The sequence below is a fragment of the Neobacillus cucumis genome (assembly GCF_002860255.1).
Taxonomy (GTDB): domain Bacteria; phylum Bacillota; class Bacilli; order Bacillales; family Cytobacillaceae; genus Neobacillus; species Neobacillus cucumis_A.
This window is the reverse complement of record NZ_PGVE01000098.1, coordinates 1-19,134: the sequence shown is the minus strand read 5'-3', so window position 1 is coordinate 19,134 and position 19,134 is coordinate 1. Positions and strand designations below refer to the sequence as shown.

19 protein-coding genes, 1 riboswitch and 1 other annotated feature are annotated in these 19,134 nt (G+C 39.3%); of the genes, 6 read left to right on the top strand and 13 right to left on the bottom strand.

Features of this window, described 5'->3' with window-relative positions; genetic code table 11:
* Positions 1-141: 141 nt before the first annotated feature.
* The 3 genes from CVD27_RS25430 to CVD27_RS25420 all read right to left on the bottom strand — a co-directional run bounded on the left by CVD27_RS25430 (position 142) and on the right by CVD27_RS25420 (position 3,416).
* Positions 142-846: an alpha/beta hydrolase gene (locus tag CVD27_RS25430; protein WP_101651734.1), complete on the bottom strand. Its 705-nt coding sequence runs from the start codon at positions 844-846 to the stop codon at positions 142-144.
* Between the two features lie 20 nt (positions 847-866).
* Positions 867-2,246, bottom strand: a complete 1,380-nt coding sequence (locus tag CVD27_RS25425; protein ID WP_101651732.1) for a UDP-N-acetylmuramoyl-tripeptide--D-alanyl-D-alanine ligase — start codon at positions 2,244-2,246, stop codon at positions 867-869.
* A 90-nt stretch (positions 2,247-2,336) separates the two neighbouring features.
* Positions 2,337-3,416, bottom strand: coding sequence for a D-alanine--D-alanine ligase (locus CVD27_RS25420; RefSeq protein ID WP_101651730.1), 1,080 nt, complete (start codon positions 3,414-3,416; stop codon positions 2,337-2,339).
* A 219-nt stretch (positions 3,417-3,635) separates the two neighbouring features.
* Between CVD27_RS25420 and CVD27_RS25415 the strand changes: the two genes are divergently transcribed.
* Positions 3,636-4,292 (top strand): HoxN/HupN/NixA family nickel/cobalt transporter, encoded by a 657-nt coding sequence (locus CVD27_RS25415; protein WP_101651728.1) that lies wholly within the window; start codon positions 3,636-3,638, stop codon positions 4,290-4,292.
* A gap of 57 nt (positions 4,293-4,349) precedes the next feature.
* Here the strand turns inward: CVD27_RS25415 and CVD27_RS25410 are convergent, their stop codons facing one another.
* Positions 4,350-5,126: a hypothetical protein gene (locus CVD27_RS25410; RefSeq protein WP_101651726.1), complete on the bottom strand. Its 777-nt coding sequence runs from the start codon at positions 5,124-5,126 to the stop codon at positions 4,350-4,352.
* Positions 5,127-5,372: 246 nt separating this feature from the next.
* On the opposite strand from CVD27_RS25410, the gene mgtE reads away from it, so the two are divergent.
* Together mgtE and CVD27_RS25400 are read left to right on the top strand one after the other, a co-directional pair.
* The gene (gene mgtE / locus CVD27_RS25405; RefSeq protein ID WP_101651724.1) at positions 5,373-6,731 is read left to right on the top strand and encodes a magnesium transporter; all 1,359 of its coding nucleotides are present in this window, start codon (positions 5,373-5,375) and stop codon (positions 6,729-6,731) included.
* A gap of 150 nt (positions 6,732-6,881) precedes the next feature.
* On the top strand, positions 6,882-7,475 hold the full coding sequence (locus CVD27_RS25400; protein ID WP_101651721.1) for a DedA family protein: 594 nt from the start codon (positions 6,882-6,884) through the stop codon (positions 7,473-7,475).
* A 14-nt stretch (positions 7,476-7,489) separates the two neighbouring features.
* Here CVD27_RS25400 and CVD27_RS25395 read toward each other — a convergent pair whose 3' ends face one another.
* The 5 genes from CVD27_RS25395 to argS all read right to left on the bottom strand — a co-directional run bounded on the left by CVD27_RS25395 (position 7,490) and on the right by argS (position 13,546).
* Positions 7,490-7,801: a hypothetical protein gene (locus CVD27_RS25395; protein ID WP_180960450.1), complete on the bottom strand. Its 312-nt coding sequence runs from the start codon at positions 7,799-7,801 to the stop codon at positions 7,490-7,492.
* A gap of 69 nt (positions 7,802-7,870) precedes the next feature.
* Positions 7,871-7,972, bottom strand: a riboswitch (guanidine-I (ykkC/yxkD leader).
* Between the two features lie 32 nt (positions 7,973-8,004).
* Positions 8,005-9,831 (bottom strand): APC family permease, encoded by a 1,827-nt coding sequence (locus CVD27_RS25390; protein ID WP_101651717.1) that lies wholly within the window; start codon positions 9,829-9,831, stop codon positions 8,005-8,007.
* Between the two features lie 232 nt (positions 9,832-10,063).
* Positions 10,064-11,242, bottom strand: a complete 1,179-nt coding sequence (locus CVD27_RS25385; RefSeq protein ID WP_101651715.1) for an MFS transporter — start codon at positions 11,240-11,242, stop codon at positions 10,064-10,066.
* 86 nt (positions 11,243-11,328) lie between these two features.
* Positions 11,329-11,778, bottom strand: coding sequence for a DinB family protein (locus CVD27_RS25380; RefSeq protein ID WP_101651713.1), 450 nt, complete (start codon positions 11,776-11,778; stop codon positions 11,329-11,331).
* A gap of 73 nt (positions 11,779-11,851) precedes the next feature.
* Positions 11,852-13,546: an arginine--tRNA ligase gene (argS, locus tag CVD27_RS25375; protein WP_101651711.1), complete on the bottom strand. Its 1,695-nt coding sequence runs from the start codon at positions 13,544-13,546 to the stop codon at positions 11,852-11,854.
* Between the two features lie 129 nt (positions 13,547-13,675).
* Positions 13,676-13,889, bottom strand: a binding site (T-box leader).
* A gap of 103 nt (positions 13,890-13,992) precedes the next feature.
* Between argS and CVD27_RS25370 the strand changes: the two genes are divergently transcribed.
* Positions 13,993-14,247 carry an alpha/beta-type small acid-soluble spore protein gene (locus CVD27_RS25370; protein ID WP_101651709.1) on the top strand — a complete coding sequence of 85 codons (255 nt, stop codon included), beginning with the start codon at positions 13,993-13,995 and terminating at the stop codon, positions 14,245-14,247.
* Positions 14,248-14,347: 100 nt separating this feature from the next.
* Positions 14,348-14,605: a hypothetical protein gene (locus CVD27_RS25365; protein WP_101651707.1), complete on the top strand. Its 258-nt coding sequence runs from the start codon at positions 14,348-14,350 to the stop codon at positions 14,603-14,605.
* A 36-nt stretch (positions 14,606-14,641) separates the two neighbouring features.
* Here the strand turns inward: CVD27_RS25365 and CVD27_RS25360 are convergent, their stop codons facing one another.
* The 4 genes from CVD27_RS25360 to CVD27_RS25345 all read right to left on the bottom strand — a co-directional run bounded on the left by CVD27_RS25360 (position 14,642) and on the right by CVD27_RS25345 (position 17,865).
* Complete coding sequence (locus CVD27_RS25360; RefSeq protein WP_101651704.1) at positions 14,642-15,214, bottom strand: TetR/AcrR family transcriptional regulator; 573 nt, start codon at positions 15,212-15,214, stop codon at positions 14,642-14,644.
* 95 nt (positions 15,215-15,309) lie between these two features.
* A complete protein-coding gene (locus CVD27_RS25355) occupies positions 15,310-16,092 on the bottom strand; it encodes an ABC transporter permease (protein ID WP_101651702.1) in 783 nt (260 codons plus the stop codon).
* 4 nt (positions 16,093-16,096) lie between these two features.
* Positions 16,097-16,897 (bottom strand): ABC transporter permease, encoded by an 801-nt coding sequence (locus tag CVD27_RS25350; protein WP_101651700.1) that lies wholly within the window; start codon positions 16,895-16,897, stop codon positions 16,097-16,099.
* The gene (locus CVD27_RS25345; protein ID WP_101651698.1) at positions 16,894-17,865 is read right to left on the bottom strand and encodes an ABC transporter ATP-binding protein; all 972 of its coding nucleotides are present in this window, start codon (positions 17,863-17,865) and stop codon (positions 16,894-16,896) included. The genes CVD27_RS25350 and CVD27_RS25345 overlap by 4 nt, the downstream gene beginning before the upstream one ends.
* 184 nt (positions 17,866-18,049) lie before the next feature.
* On the opposite strand from CVD27_RS25345, the gene CVD27_RS25340 reads away from it, so the two are divergent.
* Positions 18,050-18,955, top strand: a complete 906-nt coding sequence (locus CVD27_RS25340) for a nuclease-related domain-containing protein (protein WP_101651696.1) — start codon at positions 18,050-18,052, stop codon at positions 18,953-18,955.
* Positions 18,956-19,134 lie beyond the last annotated feature (179 nt).

Here is a 19,134-nt window from a genome sequence, read left to right as displayed (position 1 = left end):
GTAATTGTCACTTCATTATTTTACCAAAAAAAAGACATTCTCCAAAAGAGTATGCCTTCATTCATCGTTCTTTAGACACGTTGATGAATATCATACCACTGTTACTATTAATTTGCAATAAATACATCTTTTAAACCATTTTCAATCCTTTACAGTTTTTTTCTCCATTAAAAAGTCAAAAACTTGAGAAAACAGGGAATCCCGTTCCTCACAGTGGCATATGAGATGCTTGGAATGTTTGATATAGGAAAGTTTTTTCTGCTTTGCACTTATGGTCTGGAATAAATATTCAGCACTTTTAGGCGGCACAATCCCGTCAGATTCCCCTTGTGCAATAAAGGTGGGTACATTTACCTGATGCAATAGAGGTTTAATAAAAGAAACAAGTCTACGGAACTGCAAAGTTGCCGCAAAGGGTGTTTCTATTATTTTTCTTTTATAACGGAGAAATAATTCATTAGCTCTTAAGTTTCCTTGCAGGGAATCTTTAACCATTTCTTGAATATCAATGGCTAATTGCTTCGGATTAAGATAATAAGCCGCGGCACTCAATAGAATAAGCTTTTCCACAGGATACTTGGCAGCGAGATAGCTGGCTATCATCCCACCCATTGAAAAACCAATCACATATACTTCATCACAGGTATCAATTAGTTTCGTCAATTCGGCTTCCGCGTAGTCGATCCACTCGTGATATTGGACTCCTTTCAAGGAACCGGGAACACCATGTCCCGGCAAGGTAGGAACACTAAACTTCCAATCGGTTCGTTCCTTTAAAAAATCAGCCAGTGGCTCTACTTCATAAGGAGCACCTGTAAAACCATGGATAAGTAAGCAGCCAATCATATTCTCACCTGCCAAATCCTTTACTTCTTTTGTAAAGTTTGAACAATCTCTTCTAATCTCATACCTCGAGAAGCTTTCACAAGTATAAGCGTGGTTTCGTCAACATACCTCTTCAATTGTTCAATCAGTTCTGTCTTATCTTTAAAAGAAAACACTCTATCGGTACCTAAAACTTGGCTGGCTCCTTTAGCAATATGCCCGCCTAACTCACCGTAAGTGAATAGATAATCGATCTTTTCCCGATTTAATCCTGTACCTATTTGCAGGTGGTACTGTTCTTCCTTCGGTCCAAGTTCAAGCATATCACCTAGAACTAGAATCTTCCGTTTATATCCTTGGAGATTCGATACTAATTCAATGGCAGCCATCATGGATGTTGGGCTGGCATTATAAGCATCATTGATAATCTTTTCTCCCTGTTTTCCCTCAACAAGCTCCATTCTCATATTAGTAAGCTTAATGTTGGCTAAGCCGGCATTCATTTTTTCGTAAGGAATGGAAAAATAGTGGGCGATGAGCATGGCTGCAAGGGCGTTTAAAATATTATGTGTACCAAGAACTGGCAGTTCAAAGACTGTCTCGGAAGCATTAATTTTAAAGGAATTACCTTGCTCAATTTGCGTAATATCCATTGGATACAGATCGTTCGTGACATTTCTTCCGAATGTTTGAATATTGATATTTCCTTTATATTTAAAAATCCGTTCCATTAACAGCGGCTCATCCCCATGGAGAACAGCAAGTCCACCTTCACGCAGCCCTTGTAAAATCTCCAGCTTCGCTTCAGCAATTCCTTCCCTTGAACCAAGGTCAAGTAAATGAGATTCCCCGATATTGGTAATGACAACTGCATCTGGGCAAGCAAGTTTGGTGAGGAACGCAATTTCCCCTCTGCCGCTCATCCCCATCTCCAGTACAGCAATTTCGGTGTCTTCCCTTAAGCCTAAGACCGTTAATGGAAGGCCAAGATGGTTGTTATAGTTCCCTTCGGTCTTTTGAACTTTATACTGAGTTGATAATAAACTTGTAGTCATATCCTTTGTGGTTGTTTTTCCATTACTTCCAGTAATACCAACTACTTTTACGGACAATTCCTTGCGATATTTTCGCGCCATTTCCTGTAATGCCACAAGGCAGTCCTCAACAATTAAAATAGGTAAGCCTTGTGGGGGATTTGGAACATCCTTTTGCCAAAGAGACGCAGCAGCCCCTTTTTTAATCGCTTCCTCCACATATTGATGTCCGTCAGCATGTTCACCTTTAAAGGGTACAAATAAATTTCCTGCCTGGATTTTTCGTGTATCGATGGTAACCCCTTCAATCATAATATCTGCAAATGTTGTAATATCATTGATGGCGGAGGCCATTTCTGAAATCTGTTTCAAAGAACGTTTAATCATTTGGATACCCTCCTTTATCTCTTTTAAATCTACCCGCTTTTCTTAAATAGAAACGGACACGGCAAATAGGCCGTGTCACAGGTCTTTTAATTAAAAAGTATACTTAATTTGCTGTTTTTCCGCATGTCTTTCTTGTGCAAGCTGAACCAGACGTTCAATCAGCTGAGGATACTCCAGACCTGAATGCTTCCATAATAACGGGAACATACTGAAAGGAGTAAAGCCAGGCATAGTATTTACCTCATTAATGAACGCCTTACCATCCTTCGTAAGGAAGAAATCTGCACGAACAAGTCCGGAGCAATCCAATGCCTTAAATGCACGAACCGCCATCTCCTTCATTTCAGTATATTCTTCTTCGGAAATATCCGCTGGGATAATTAAAGCCGTATCCCCATCTTCATATTTTGCTTTATAATCATAAAAATCCTTCTTAGGAACAATTTCACCGGCTACCGAACATTCCGGTTCGTCGTTGCCAAGAACAGCAATTTCAACTTCACGGGCAACGACACCTTCTTCAATGATGACTTTGCGGTCAAATTGGAAGGCTTCAGCAAAAGCTGCATCTAATTCCGTACGATTCGTACATTTGCTGATCCCCACACTAGAACCAAGGTTTGCCGGCTTTACAAAGCATGGATAACCTAGCTGTTCTTCTACACGTGTGTAAGCCGCGTCCTTTGCCTTTGCCCATTCACTTTTAATAAAAGAAACATAGTTGACTTGAGTGAGTCCGGCTTGTGCAAAAATATTTTTCATTGCCACTTTATCCATGCCTGCAGCTGAAGCAAGAACACCATTCCCCACATAAGGCAAATTGAGAAGCTCTAATAAGCCTTGGACGGTTCCATCCTCACCATTTGGTCCATGTAATAATGGAAAAATAACATCAAGCGGCGATGATTCTTGCTGGTCACCTTGAAAAAGCGCAGGTGCTAATGATAACGGTGATAATTGTGGTGCATTTGTAAACTCAAGTGCTTGAACATTTTCAACTGGTTCAAGTAACTGAGGTCCTTTAATCCACTGTCCTTCAACATTTATGTAAATCGGATGAATTTCAAATTTTTCAAGGTCTAATGCTCGAATGACAGCAAGTGCTGTTTGTAAGGAAACCTTATGCTCAGCAGATTTCCCCCCATATAACAAACCTAATTTTGTTTTCATTTTTATTCCTCCAAATTCTCTTTCACTTTTTTATTTTAACACTTTACTAAATAAGATAGGAAATACAGCAGACCTGTTTTTAAATGTTTTTTTCTCATTCATTATTTTATGATTCCTAGTGCTTGCTTCAATACTGTCTATCAGCATTTTGTCATAATTTCTATCATTCCGGCTTACTTTTCCTGTATGATAGTAGTATTACAACTACGGAGGATCATTATGTTAACGGGATCATTGTTATCCATTTTATTACTTGGTTTTCTACTTGGCATGAAACATGCTTTTGAACCCGACCATGTCATTGCTGTTTCCACGATTGCTAGTGAATCCAAAAATATTAAAAGGTCTGTGTTTGCCGGTGTTTATTGGGGCATTGGCCATACCGCAACACTATTTATTTTTGGCATGTTTTTAATTATAGCGAAAAACACCATTTCTAATACAGTGGCTTTAAGCCTAGAATTTGTTGTCGGGATTATGCTGGTTACCCTTGGTCTTAATAGTATTTTATCAATAAAAAAACAAGATCCTATCCATTCTTCTGACCCTCACTCAAAGAAAAGGCCGCATATAAAGTCGTTTCTAATTGGACTAATCCACGGACTTGCCGGAAGTGCAGCAATGGTTTTGTTAACAATGAGTACTGTAGCGACTGTTTGGCAGGGAGCGGTGTATATCTTGATTTTCGGTGCCGGTACAGTCGTCGGAATGCTTTGTTTTTCAACCGTAATTGGTATACCGTTCGTTTTATCCTCAGGAAAACAGTTGAACCGCTACCTTAATAACGTTGCAGGTGTCATCAGTATCTTGTTTGGAATGTATTATATGTATAACCTGGGTGTAAACGAAGGCCTTTTCTCTCTTTGGTTTTCATAACGGATCTGACAGCTGAGCATATAAGAAAAACAGTCCTTCCAGCAGGACTGTTTTTTCTTATATAACATTGAGTTTCCACTCTTTTGTTCTTTTATCAAAGATAAGTTTGGCATGATAGGGCTTGTTGGAGATCTGCTGATACTCCTCATACATGTCATCCATATTAGCAAAATCACCCATGACCCAGATTGGAATATCAATTCGTGTCCGCTGATGTTCGGCATCACGCAGGGAGATACAAATCCCCTCTTTAATAAACGGCGTGAGGGAAAGTAAAATTTCCTTATTCACTTGCGGATATGTCCGTTTTTTTCTAATTCCAAGGATAGATTTTTCAAGTTTCAATTCGCTAAGCTTCCCTGCAATGCTTTCGCTTAATAAGTGGAAAAAGTCTTTGAAGCTTCGATAATAAATTTTGTTATACCATCCATCATCATGGGCTAAATAAACAAAACGATTGCCGAGTTTATTATAAAAGGGCACTCTCAAATGTTGTTTCTGATGGCCAAGGTATAATAATTCCGCCAATTCCTGGCCTGAGAGTTCATTTAATACTTCTTCCTCAGTAAAATCAATCCAGCAAAAGTTTCCATAACCATAGACATCTTCTGCTGCTAACTTATCAATACGATCTTCCGGACAATATTCGAGCAGTGTATGCATATTAAAATCAGCATCATCAAAACGGTGCTTTAGTAAAAGCAGATGATTTAATGAACCTGAAAAAGCAGCAGCAAATTCACTGAATTCGATACCGTAGGACATTACATACTGGTCTGATTGATTTAAATGTACGTAGACGAGATCCCGTATGTCTTGATGATGCTTTTTCAAAGCCAAACTCCTCCGATCAACCACAAGTTATATGTTTAACGGATAGTTTCCAAGAAACTTCCAACACCCTTTTTAAATACTTCCTTATTTTATCAAATTATAGGTCAAATAGCATATTTCATTTCTTTTACAAAAAATTTTCATCAGTTACACATACTAAAGTTATATCATAATCCTTATTATTTGTTCATCTGGCATTTTTAACAAGGATTTTTCGAAGGCACCCATAGAAAGGGGCGTAAAAATATGATTAAAGATATGACTCAGGATGAAATCAGTCTTTATATTATTAAAACATTAAAGGAAAACAAACCGGAGGAATTTCAAACAATCTTAGAAGAGCTCCAGCCCTATGATATAGCTAAAATTTACGAAGGCTTACCCGAAAAGCATAAAGGGAGATTTTTACTATTTTTACATACTGATGCGCTGGCTGATTTAATGGAAGAGTTAGATAAAGAGGAGCAGCTTGATTTATTAAATATCCTTGGAATTGAAAAGTCCAGCGAAGTTTTAGATTTGATGGATAACGATGATTTGGCCCTGTTATTAAATGAATTATCCCCAGAGAAAAAGGATTCTCTGTTATCCGGAATGAAAAAAGAAGAATCAAGTGCTGTTCAAGGTATCATGAACTACCAGCCGGAAACAGCTGGGCGAATAATGACCAACCGCTTTGTTTGGATTCGTGACTATTTTACTGTCAGAGAAGCCGTTGATAAGTTTAAAATTTTTGCTGAGTTTGCAGAATCGATTAATTATTTGTATGTCATTGATGAGGCACGGAAGCTCGTTGGGGTTGTCTCATATCGGGATTTATTGCTGGCGGAACCAGAGGAAAAAATTCATGAGATTATGTACGAGCGGGTGATTTCTGTTTCCGTTGACACGGATCAGGAAGTCGTTGCCAGAACAGCCGAACGGTATGATTTCCTCGCGATTCCGGTTGTCGATGAGAATAATATTTTGGTCGGAATTGTGACCGTCGATGACATTATTGATGTTGTTATTCAAGAGGCCAATGAGGATATTGAGAAGCTATCAGCATCAGGTAAGGCCATTGATTTCGAAACGAAAACCTTTGTGGCCGCTGCTAGAAGATTACCCTGGTTGATTTTGTTATTATTTATAGGTGTTATTTCAGGAAGGATTATTAGCAGTTTTGAGGAGACTTTGGAGCGTGTCGTGGCGCTTGCCTTTTTTATGCCAATGATCGCAGGTATGACCGGGAACACCGGCACTCAGTCGCTTGCGGTGGTGGTAAGAGGGCTGATTACGCAGGATATTGATAAAAAGGTAGTTACTCGATTAATTGCAAGGGAACTTGGGGTTGGGATTACAATTGGGATTACTTGCGCGATTATCATTGCGATAATTGCTTATATTTGGCAGGGCAATTTGATATTGGGGGCTGTTGTAGGATCTTCCCTCTTTTTTACCCTGATTATCGGGACTCTTGCTGGAACGATTATTCCGCTTATTTTATACCGGTTGAAAATTGATCCCGCTGTAGCATCGGGACCACTGATTACAACATTAAACGATATATTTTCACTGCTGACTTACTTTGGGATTGCCACTATGTTTTTGAGGCATTTGATGTAAAAATGAAACCTTTCACTTATCTATACGTTATATACTGTAGCACTTATGGGTATGATTTCTTCGATACCACCATATTTATTTCAATATGAGACAAACTGGTATAAAATAAGAAACAGAATCCGTAAACGAAGAAATAAGTGAAGGTGAACTATGGCAGACTATATTAGCTCAATATTGGAATTTCTATCACATTTAGGTTACTTTGGAATCGCTTTGGGACTCATGATTGAGATCATACCAAGTGAAATTGTTTTAGGCTATGGCGGTTATATGATTTCGCAAGGACACTTGAATTTCATTGGCGCTGTGATTGCCGGAACGATCGGTGGGACGATTGCCCAGTTGTTTTTATATTGGGCAGGCTATTATGGCGGCAGACCCTTTCTGGAGAAATACGGTAAATATATCCTTATTAAAAAGAAACATATTGACGTTGCAGAACACTGGTTTGAAAAGTATGGAGCAGGAGTCATTTTTTCAGCCCGGTTTATACCAGTAGTTAGACACGCCATTTCTATTCCCGCAGGGATTGCTAAGATGCCTGCCGGAAAGTTTACGCTTTACACCGTAGCAGCAGTATTACCTTGGTCGATTCTATTCTTATATCTAGGTAAGGTGTTAGGCAATAACTGGTCACATATTAAAGAAGTTGCACATCCTTATGTACTGCCACTCATTATCGCAGCGATTGTCTTAGGAGCCATCTACTTTTTAGTTAAAAGAACGAAGAAAACCACCGATTAATTTTCGGTGGTTTTTTATGACGTCTGTTTGGAGAATTTCTCCTGAGCCCAGGCATCAAGTTTTTTCACCTGCTTTTTTCCAAAAGTAAATCCATATAAGAGCAACAAAACAATAATTAGTGTAAACAAATCAATCTTCTTCGTTGATATAAAATTTATGATACCCATTAATACTTGAGGAATTACTCCTGTTAAAGCGAATAAAACAGTCGCCACCTTAAACCAAAGGCTTGATTTTAGTCCATATCGTGCGTATAAAAGAAAGAATGTGGACGCCCAAGCCAGTACCTCAAGGCAGACTAATATCACCCATTTGTTTTCAATCAAAAAATTCAACTGAAAAATCCCCTCCTTCCCAATATAAAAAGCCTGGAAGAAAATTGCGTCACAACGCATTTCTCCCAGGCTTTTCTCCTTCCGTGTATACAGAACAAACTTCTGTACGTTTTCTCTCGGACCAGCCTGGCTACATGCCACGGAACCCTAGAAAACCTTTTTTATAAATTTTTGCTTTACCTATTCATCTCAACCTATTTTTTAAAATGATATGGAAGTGTGGCTACAATAACTTTTTTCTTAAAAATTAAATAGGCACGTATTAATAAACTGGACTGGTTGTGTAAAATATTATGCCAGTTTTTCTTTGTAATAAACTGCGGGATTAGCACGGTCACCCGGTAATTGTTTTCGCTGGCTTTATGCTCAACCGTATCGATGAACTTTGATAGTGGCTGCAGTATACTGCGGTAGTGTGATTGCAATGTGACAAGCCGTACGTCAGGCTGCCACTTTTGCCATTTTTCTTCGAACCGCTTTTCATCCTCACGATCGAAAGAAACATAAACAGCAAAGATTTGATCTGTTAAAGACTTTGCGTAATTAATAGAATTTTCAACAACCTTGGTAATACCCGCGACTGGGACAATGATAACATTCCCTTGAACCGGAATGGCCTCATCCTCAGGTTGAATCCGCAGCTGTTCCCCAACTGCCTCATAATGAGACTTAATTCTGAGGAACATGATAACAATCAACGGTAAGAATAGAAACACAAACCATACTTGGCCCAGCTTTGTAACAAAGAAAATAATTAAAACAGTTAATGTAATAAGCGCACCGATTAAATTGGAAGTTAATTTTGCTACCCAGCCGGCAGGTTTTTGACGGAGCCATTTAATGATCATTCCTGTTTGCGATAGGGTAAATGGTATAAAAACCCCTACAGCATAAAGAGGAATTAAGTGCTCTGTCTGACCTTTTGAAGCGATGATCAGGATGATGGAGGCGACCCCTAGGGACACAATTCCGTTAGAATAACCAAGACGATCTCCTCGTATCGTAAACATCCTTGGCATATACTTATCTTTTGCAAGGGCAAAGGCTAACAGCGGAAAGGCTGAGTAGCCGGTATTTGCGGCTAAAACCAAAATTAATGCTGTTGTTCCCTGAACAAAGAAGTAAAGATAATTTCGTCCAAAGGTTTCTTTAGCGATTTGTGAAACAACCGTTTCATCTGCCTTCGGAGCGATACCATAATAATAGGCAAGAAATGTAATGCCGGAAAACAATAAAGCTAGAAGTGAACCCATTAATACCAATGTTTTTGCAGCATTTTTAGGTGCCGGGTCTTTAAAGGTTGGGATTGCGTTGGAAATCGCCTCTACCCCTGTTAAAGCCGAGCATCCAGACGCAAATGCACGAAGCAGTAAAAATAGTGTAATTCCCTGAACAGGAGCTCCTATTGACGCATGCTGTGCGGTTGGAGTAATATCTCCCGTTACAATTTTGAAAAGTCCTACACCAATCAATATAAAGAGTGCGAGAACAAACAAATAAACAGGATATGCCAATATAGAAGCTGATTCAGTGATTCCACGCAGATTTAAGATAGTAATAAAAATAACTAATATACAAGCAATAAAAACAGAATGTGCATGTAAACCCGGAAAAGCAGATGTAATGGCATCGGTACCGGCTGTAACACTTACTGCCACCGTTAGTATGTAGTCAACTAATAAAGAACCGCCGGCAATTAACCCTGCTTTTTCTCCAATATTCTCCTTTGATACGACATAGGCTCCTCCGCCATGAGGATAAGAATAAATAATTTGACGATAAGATAAAATGAGTGCTGCTAAAAGGAATAATACCCCAACAGCAATAGGTATGGAATACCAGAATGCAACGACACTTATCGTTGCTAAAACGATAAGGATTTGTTCGGTTCCGTAAGCTACTGATGATAAGGCATCGGACGAAAGAATGGCTAACGCTTTTAAAATTCCTAACTTTTGTTCGCCTAATTCGTTCGATTTCAGCGGCCGACCGATTAATAATCGCTTTAATGAAGAAAGCACGTATTTCACCCACCACTTTTTGAAGTAGAATTACCGATTGATTTTATCACAACAGTGTTATTAATATGAAGCCTTTCTAAAAAAAAAACGGACCATATTTAACATTTTCTTGAACGCTTTTGCATGTAAGCGTCATTCATTAAATGAAAAGTTACCTCTACTTTCCCCACTTTCCTATGAAATCATCCATTTATACCACGGAAAAGGCATGGATCTGATCCATGCCTTATAGCTACCCATTTTGCGTGATACTTAAGCGTCCCTTGTATAAGAAAAAGAAATAAAGTAGCATAGAAATCACAATAGAAACCGCTGCCGTTCGATAAATACTGCTGTAACCAAGCAGATGGCTTATTTGACCAAACACCATTGCTCCCAGGCCTACTCCTAGGTCAAAAAAGGAATAGAAAGTCGCCGTTGCCATTCCCCTGCGATTGACAGGCACCTTTTCAATGGACCATGCTTGAAGAGCCGGCTGGACCGTACCAAATCCTAAGCCATAAAGAATGGCCGCTACATATAAAATTAGGCTATTTGGCAGCCAAGCCAATAATATCATAGCGATTAGAATTAAGAATGTCCCCGGAATAAACACTGCCTGATGACCTTTTCGATCATATACCTGTCCTGCAAATGTCCTCGTAATCATTAATGCCAATGCGTAAAACAGAAAGTATAATTGAATCCCTGAAATATTTTTTTCGGCTGTGTATAACGGGAGAAAAGCAGCAATACCTCCAAAGGTAAAGGTAATAAAAAACATAAGGACAGACGGCTTTAGGGCCCCTTTTTCATAGAGGGAAGGTTTGGCCTTTTCCTTACTTTGTTTTTGCTCGACTTTTTTATAGGTAATTCTAGAGGATAAAATCAAAGCAACCAATCCCAACCCAGCGCAAAGGAGGAAAAACTGTTTAAACGAAATCATCCCGGTTAGAATTAGTCCTAAAGACGGGCCAAAGGCCAGCGCCAGATTGCCTGAAAGTCCATAATAGCCCATCCCTTCTCCCCTTCTAGAGACAGGTATTAAATCAGAGGCAATCGTTCCTGATGCCGTTGTTGAGAAGCCCCAGCCAGCCCCTTGAACGACCCGCATCATAAACAAAAGGGCGATGCTAGTTAAAAAACCAAAGGATCCAACTGAGAGTACAAAAATGGCCAGCCCAATTAAATAGACAAATCCCCTTCCCCTGGTTTCGAGCGCGGTGCCCGCATATGGACGAAGTAAAAGGGCTGAAAACGTAAAAATACCGACTACAAAACCGATTAGCTGATCATTCCCACCTAAGTTTTCGACAAACAGTGGAATGGTCGGAAGCGTCATTTGAAAGCCAAGAAAGATAAAAAAATTGGCTAAACAAATAAGCACAAAGTCTTTTGTCCAAATTCTTTCTTTTTGAAGCTGTTTTTCCATAAAAACGAAAATCTCCTTCTCACTTATGTATGAAAAGTCGTTTCTACCAGTAGAAACGACTTTTCAAAAAATTATTTATTTGCAGCCTAAATGACACGTTTCATCGAATGAATTTGACCTAAATGGTTCGCCTCATGAAAAATGGCAAAATTGGCAAGCTCACCAAAGGTTTCTTGACCAAGAAACGGGGTTTTCAACCTTTCGTTAAAGCTTTCCTTAGGAATTTCCTTTATCCTTTTGATTTGTTCTTTTAATTGCTCTGTTAATTCATTGACAGAAGGAATATCGCCTTTCCAATCAGCAGGTTTCGTACCTGTTGCAAATAATTCCATATAGCCGGCAGGAAGGTTTGTTGATTTTTTCGGGAAGCCAAACATAAATTGTTCTGCTACAGTTAAAATGTGGCCTACATGCCAGTGAATTGTATTGTTAAAGCCCTCTGGCTGGACATCTGCAATTGACTCATCGAGTGTCCCCAGATTTTTCAATAAAAAGCTCCTTGTTAACTCAAAACTTTTAAATAAAAGCTCGCTCATTATTTAACCCCCTCAAACAAGTTTCTCGGTACTATTCTATACCATTATTAGGGAATTATTAAATGAAACGCTCTCACATTTCTTCCGGAGCTTCAATGCCTAACAGGCGCAAGCCTTCCTGAAGAACAACTGTCACTGAGTAAACTAAAGCTAAACGGGCCGTTAGATTTTCATTTTCCTCTAGGATTTTTACTTCCGCGTAATATTTATTAAAGGCTTGAGCCAGGTCGATAATATACTTCGCCACAAGCGACGGGTCATGATTCTCACAAGCCCGTTTAATCGCAGGTGCAAAGTCCAACAGCAAGCTTGCTGTCTTCCATTCCTTCTCCCAAGTGTTTGTCAGACTTAAAGGGAGGGCATCTGCTTTATAGTCCGCCTTTCGTAAAATAGAGCATGCTCGCGCAAAGGTATATTGAACATAAGGCCCTGTCTCTCCTTCAAAGCGGAGCATTTCCTCAAGTGAGAATTCAATGTCGTTCATGCGGTTATTTTTTAAATCATGGAAAATAACTGCTCCTACTCCCACCTTTTTGGCCACTTGATCTTTATTTAGCAAATTGGGATTCTTTTCTTCAATATTATGTTTTGCCATCGCAATCGATTCGTTTAATACTTCCTCTAATAACACTACCTTACCTTTACGAGTAGACATTTTTTTACCGTCTTTTAACATCATCCCGAAAGGAACATGAACCATTTTCTCGGCCCATTCATATCCCATTTTTTTAAGTACTTCGATTAACTGTTTAAAATGCAGACTTTGTTCATGACCAACAACATATAAAGATTGATCAAAATGATAGTTCTCTTTACGATAAAGAGCCGCTGCCAAATCACGGGTAGCATATAGGGTAGCGCCATCAGATTTTTTAATCAGACATGGCGGAAGCTGTTCCTCCGATAAATCCACAACCAAGGCCTGATCCGATTCTACCAGTAATTGCTTTTGCTCAAGAAGGTTTACAATCCGCTCCATTTTATCATTGTAAAAAGCTTCACCGGCAAAAGAGTCAAACCCGACATTCATCAATTCATAAATACGGGAAAACTCTTTTAATGATTCGTCCCGGAACCATTGCCAAAGGGTTAAGGCTTCTTCGTTCCCATTTTCTAGTTCTTTAAACCAGCTGCGCCCCTGGTCTTCTAACGCCGGATCTTTTTCTGCCTCTTCATGAAATTTTATATAGAGGGCAAGCAATTCTTTTATTGGGTTTTGTTTCACCTTTTTTGCATCACCCCAAAGTTTATACGCAGTGATTAACTTTCCGAACTGTGTTCCCCAGTCGCCAAGATGGTTGATTTTAAATGGCTTATAACCACATTTTTCTGTAATTAAAGCGAGTGCATTTCCGATTACAGTCGATCGCAAATGTCCCATCGAGAAGGGCTTTGCGATATTTGGCGATGACATATCAATCGTTATGGTTCCGCCCTTTCCGAAATCAAGGTCCGCGAATTGTCCTTTTTCTGCTATTACCTTATTAATAAGCTTTTCGGACACAAGCTTTTTATTTAAAAAGATATTAATATATCCGCCTACAACCTCTACTTTTTCGAATGTCTCTGACTGGATTTGCAACTTAAGTTCTTGAGCAATAACATTAGGGGATTTTCTTTTTAGCTTTGCTAACGAAAAACAGGGAAACGCCAAATCCCCATGTTCCGCATTTTTAGGTTTTTCAATTAATATTTCCAGCTGTGATTCAGGTATTTCTTGATTCAGCAGCTCATGGAGTATGGCTGCCAGCTCCTTTTTAAAGTTCACTTTAATGACCTCCCTTTTGATAAAATAAGGCTGTGTTAAATTTGATGTTGATTTCCGCTCCAATCAACATCGTTACCAAATCAAAAATGTCCTTTAACACAGCAAAAAACAAAAAACCCCCGCCTCTATAAAAGAGACGAGAGTTTCCATTTCCCGCGGTACCACTCTAGTTGTTCCAAAAAGAACCAGCTTTCCTTTGTAACGGAGGATCTCCGGCGCACCCTAATCTTTTTCAGGTACGCATCTCAAAAGTGCGCTTCATTATCCGCTCCATATCAGGCTCCCACCATCCCTGACTCGCTTAGACTTCCCAGATAACTACTCTCTTTTTCATTGATTTTTCCAGTTTGATTATCAGTTATTATAATGGAAAGATTAGGATTTATCCATAGGCGTTAATAAATTTTTCCGTTAGGGAATCCTCTATATAAAGGAGGGTTTTTTTTATGGCCAGACGAAATAAAATACTTGTTCCAGAAGCTCGTAATGGATTGGATGCCCTGAAAGCCAGAGTAGTTCAATCCGGAAGGCCTGAAGATGCTAAATTTGAAGCAGCCGAAGAAGTGGGTGTTCCTTTGAAAAAGGGATACAACGGCCAGCTGACGTCCGAGCAGGCTGGTAAGGTCGGAGGAAGACTTGGTGGCAGTATGGTTCGCGAGTTGGTTAAAATGGCTCAGGAAAACTTGAGTAAACAAAAATAGAAGTAAGGAGCCAATTGTCAAGGCTCCTATTATTATTTTAAAAAAAGTTTGACAATTTTGTGACAATTGGTAGAATATTCAGTATAAGGAGTTGGTGGATATGCATGAAAAATATGTAAAAAACTTACAAACCTTTAAAATGGCATCAACTTATGTAGGGGTATCAGGAATCATTTTTCTTTTATTCAGCTTTTTTGAAAACGGTTCCAATCTTACACTCGGATTAGGTATCGGATTAACCGCTTCTTCAGTTGTCCTTTTCCTGCTTGGAATCTTTTTAGGGTTAATGGAAGAGTACACGCTTGCAAGTAAACGAAAAACAGCGTTGGCACAGCCATCGCGTCAATTTCATTATTAAATACACTAAAGACTTGTGATCTGGCACAAGTCTTTTTTAATTTGCCGGCCCGCTTAATAGAAAAACCTTCATGATCTCAGCAATTTGTTCGGAGCTTAAGGGTTCATGGTTTCTTTCCCAATCAGAAACAAGCGCTATATACATTTTTAATAAAAGAAAGCTGGTAATTTCTATATCTCTTGGAGGAATGGCTCCCTTTGAAATCGCAGTCTCCATCTTTTCCCTTAAATAAGCAATAATTTCATCCTCTACATGCCGCAGCATTTCGGAAACAGCTATGGTTCCCATTTCTTTTTCTTCTTGGACGAGCTTGATCATCAGCTGGTGCTGAGAACGAAAGGCTAATAACCGGGACAAGGCCAGATGAACATTTTCAGCAAACGTTAAATCTGACTCGATGACTGACTCAGCCTCCGCAATCATTTCCTTAACAAGAGTAGAGATGATTTCTTCAAATAGTTCTTCTTTATTTTTAAAAAAGGTATAAATGGTTCCTTTTCCTACATTAGCGAGCCTTGCTACCTGGTCCATTGTGGTGGCTTTATAGCCAAATAAAGAAAAAGATTTTGTAGCCGCTTCGACGATCATCTTTCTTCTGTCGGGAGCCATATTATAGTCCTCCTATTTTGACTAATTTAGTTTTTTGGTCAAACTTTTATTTTACTATAACATAGCTTTTCCATCGTTTCAAACGAAGAAAAGGTTTATGATCCTGTTGAGCGGTAGTGTCTAACACCGATTTGCCAAATGAGAAAGCAAGGGACAATAAATAAACTTCCTGCTATAGGTATCAGCATATTTGTTATAGCATTTCCTTCATTCTTACCGAGAATAAACATTAATGGTAAATAATTAACCGTTCCAAACGGAACGACGTACGTAAAGAAACGAGTGACCCATTTTTGATAAATTGTTAACGGATATTGTGCCACCTCTCTGCCGCCATCGGTAAAAATATTGGCCAACTCTAAGCCTTGGACCGTCCAAAAACACATGGCTGCTGCAAGCATGTATATACCTAGAAAAATAAAAATCCCGCTTACCACCATAAAAAGCAGTGTAAAAACCTTCATTACATCCCATTCAATCGAAAGGTTACTTAACGCCCAGATCAAGACAAAGCCACTTTGGAGAAGACGCCCCACTCTTGTAAACTCAAATTTTGACCCAAGAACCTGCAGAAACGTGCTTCGCGGCCGGACAAGGAGCCGGTCAAAATCCCCATTGACGATCAGATTGGAGAAGACATCAAAGCCACGGGCAAAGCATTCGCTCAAAGAAAAAGCAAGATGAATCACAGCAAAGCAAAGTGCCACTTCAAAAAATCCCCATCCTTTAATTTCCCCAAACTGCTCAAACAAAAAATATACTCCAAGAAAGACAACGAACGGAATAAAAAACTGGCCTACCGATAACAGCCAAAAAGATGTCCGATATTGCAACTGGGATTTGAAATGGATCAGTAAATATTTAAAGTAAAGCTTCATTTCATTAACCTCCTTGAACAACCACCTTTTGTAAAACACGGTTAAGTGCCACTCTCCCCAGGCAGATGAGAACAAGGACATAGACTGTTTGAATGGTGATTCCTATAACAGCCTCCGGCCCCGTGATATGTCCGGAATATACTCGGAATGGAAAATCAGCCGTCCAGCGGAATGGAAGCAGATTAGCGATCTTTTGCAAGGATTCTGGCATCAAGGGCACTGGGATAATTAATCCAGCGAAAAACTCCCCTATCACAGAAAAGATTAATAAAGACCCCACTGGTGACATGGTTAAAAACACCGATATATACAAGAACATTGAGATTGAAACTAATAGAAGTAAACCTAGGATGAGGGCTATAAAAAATAATAGAAAAGCAGAGAAACTATGCGGCAGTGTCATGTTATAGGGTTTCGGAAGAAGCAAGGCAATGAAAAGAATCGGAAAGCACCTCAGAAGGGCGCTGGACAGACGCTGAGCAAGAAGCTTAGCATACCAAAAACCATACAAGTCGCAGGGCCGGCATAACTCGTACGCAATGTTCCCGCTTGTGATTAAATCAAACAGCTCGTTGTCACGAAACCAGAGTGTGATAAAAACAAGAAAGGCTTGCTTTAGCCATATGTAATCAATTAGTTCATTTAAAGAAATCGGTGGATTTTGGGTGTATTGGTAAAAGGCCTCAAATACCATGATCGTAATAAAGCCCCAGAAAAATTGCGTTGCTACACCGGCAATCGCTGCGGTTCTATATTGTAATCCAAAAAGGAGTCGGAGCTTGAGGATGGATCCATAGACTCTCATATTTGATACTCCTTATAAAGTTGAACAAGCATATCTTCAATTGGCTGGGATTCAATGGTTACATCTTCTATTTCCACCACGCTCGAGAGTCTGGTCATCAACTCTGATGTCTTCATATTTTCTATTTGGAGGACTGCCCTGTGCGGTGACCAGGAAATCGTGTCGGCCCCGGGAATGTGTATGGGATTCGGATTTTTTTTATAATCAACTGTAATGGTCTTATGAGTGCCAAACCTCTTCCTCAATTCTTCGAGCTGTCCATCGTATAATAAGCACCCCTTTCCTATTAGAATGACTCTTTCTGCCAGTGCCTCAATGTCGTTCATATCATGTGTTGTCAGGATAACGGTTACCCCTTTTTCTTTATTGATAGTTTTAATAAATTGACGGACGGCTAGCTTGGACACGGCATCAAGTCCGATGGTAGGTTCATCTAGGAATAGGATCTTTGGACTATGCAAGAGGGAGGCCGCCATCTCACAGCGCATCCGCTGCCCCAAGCTTAATTGGCGGACAGGTGTATGGATAATTGTTTGTAATTCGAGTGTTTCTATCAGCAGGTTTAGGGTCGTTTGGTAGTCTTGACGAGGAATCTTATAGATGTCTTTGAGGAGTTCAAATGAGTCGGCCACTGGTACGTCCCACCAGAGCTGGGAGCGTTGCCCGAAAACGACACCAATATTTTGGACATACTGGATTCGGTTTTTCCAAGGGATGAAGTCCATAATCTTGCAGGTACCGGTATCGGGCACCAGTATTCCACTCATTATTTTAATTGTGGTTGATTTGCCTGCTCCGTTTGGTCCAATGTAACCGACGATTTCACCTTGATTAATAGAAAAAGAGAGGTCTTTCAGCGCATGGACGGTGGTGTGTTCACGATAAAACAAGGCTTTTGCCGCCTGTCTCAAACCTGTTGGGCGTTTAGCAATTTTATAGGATTTCCCTATCCCTTCTAAATGAATCAAATTCTGTAACCCTCCCCTTATTTTGAATCATAGAGGAAGATAATAACATTTTTTCTAAATAATTGTCAATACTTTTCTGAACTGATTGAAAATTTAACAAAAGATTCATTGTTATGATCTAGCGTTGCTTGTTAATTTTTTTACAATGGATTTGAACTATTATTTTTTAGAAAGGTTGTGGCATATGGCTTATAAGCCTCGGTTTGAATCAGCCGATTTAAAGATTCTTGGGTATTTAAATAAACGGATGGTTTTACCTGAAAAAGATAGGCAACATTATTTAACCCTTAAGAAAGGGTATGAGGGTGAGGTAATGTTTGATGAGATGACCGAAAAACTATCGTGTGATTGTCTAATTTTGAACGATTTGCTATTAAAGGTAAACAATACTACTTTTCAAATAGACTCATTGATTATTACGGCCGATACAATATATAGTTATGAAGTGAAAAATTATGAGGGGGATTATTATTATGAGCAAGAGAGATTATATAAGAAGCCCAAAACTGAATATAATGATCCCCTAAACCAATTGAGCCGCAGCGAATCCTTACTCCGTCAATTACTCCAGAATCTCGGATACACTTACGTTATTGAGGGCTGGGTAGTCTTCATCAATCCAGAGTTTACCCTCTACCAAGCTCCCCTTAATAAACCATTAATACTTCCAACTCAATTAAATAGACAGGTGAAAAAGTTAGATATGATTTCTTCTAAATTAAATGAAAAACATAAAAAATTGGCAGACAAGATCCTATCACTCCATATAGAAGAGTCTCCTTATAAACAATTACCGCAATTTACTTACGGGCCGTTGAAGAAAGGAACTACCTGTGCCTCCTGCCACTCTTTCTCTGTGATAGTTCGGGGAAACAAGTGTATTTGTGAGGATTGTGGTCATATGGAGCTTCTTTATTTTGCTGTTTTACGGAGTGTGAGAGAGTTCCAGGTTTTATTTCCAGACAGCAAGATTACAACCAATATCATTTTTGAATGGTGCGGGGTGGTTGAATCTAAAAAGAGAATTGCAAGGATACTAGAAAAGAGCTTTAAAATAAAGGGATATGGTCAATGGTCATATTACGAATGACTTTAGTAGATAGCATAATGTTAATTTAATAAAAGCATTTTTGGGGACAAACTTGAGAGGGTTTGTCCTCAAGTTGCTTTATTGAAGATAATTTCTTCATTTTTTTGCTGCATTTGTCTTCAAGAAGACCTATTGAAGACAGTTCCTCCCTTTCTCCATGTGGATTTGTCCTCAAGAGC

Bases quoted from the DNA above. Each gene is read 5' to 3' on its own strand.
- CVD27_RS25430 (WP_101651734.1), bottom strand. From the start codon at position 846: ATGATTGGCTGCTTACTTATCCATGGTTTTACAGGTGCTCCTTATGAA.
- CVD27_RS25425 (WP_101651732.1), bottom strand. From the start codon at position 2,246: ATGATTAAACGTTCTTTGAAACAGATTTCAGAAATGGCCTCCGCCATC.
- CVD27_RS25420 (WP_101651730.1), bottom strand. From the start codon at position 3,416: ATGAAAACAAAATTAGGTTTGTTATATGGGGGGAAATCTGCTGAGCAT.
- CVD27_RS25415 (WP_101651728.1), top strand. From the start codon at position 3,636: ATGTTAACGGGATCATTGTTATCCATTTTATTACTTGGTTTTCTACTT.
- mgtE (WP_101651724.1), top strand. From the start codon at position 5,373: ATGATTAAAGATATGACTCAGGATGAAATCAGTCTTTATATTATTAAA.
- CVD27_RS25400 (WP_101651721.1), top strand. From the start codon at position 6,882: ATGGCAGACTATATTAGCTCAATATTGGAATTTCTATCACATTTAGGT.
- CVD27_RS25385 (WP_101651715.1), bottom strand. From the start codon at position 11,242: ATGGAAAAACAGCTTCAAAAAGAAAGAATTTGGACAAAAGACTTTGTG.
- CVD27_RS25380 (WP_101651713.1), bottom strand. From the start codon at position 11,778: ATGAGCGAGCTTTTATTTAAAAGTTTTGAGTTAACAAGGAGCTTTTTA.
- CVD27_RS25370 (WP_101651709.1), top strand. From the start codon at position 13,993: ATGGCCAGACGAAATAAAATACTTGTTCCAGAAGCTCGTAATGGATTG.
- CVD27_RS25365 (WP_101651707.1), top strand. From the start codon at position 14,348: ATGCATGAAAAATATGTAAAAAACTTACAAACCTTTAAAATGGCATCA.
- CVD27_RS25360 (WP_101651704.1), bottom strand. From the start codon at position 15,214: ATGGCTCCCGACAGAAGAAAGATGATCGTCGAAGCGGCTACAAAATCT.
- CVD27_RS25355 (WP_101651702.1), bottom strand. From the start codon at position 16,092: ATGAAGCTTTACTTTAAATATTTACTGATCCATTTCAAATCCCAGTTG.
- CVD27_RS25350 (WP_101651700.1), bottom strand. From the start codon at position 16,897: ATGAGAGTCTATGGATCCATCCTCAAGCTCCGACTCCTTTTTGGATTA.
- CVD27_RS25340 (WP_101651696.1), top strand. From the start codon at position 18,050: ATGGCTTATAAGCCTCGGTTTGAATCAGCCGATTTAAAGATTCTTGGG.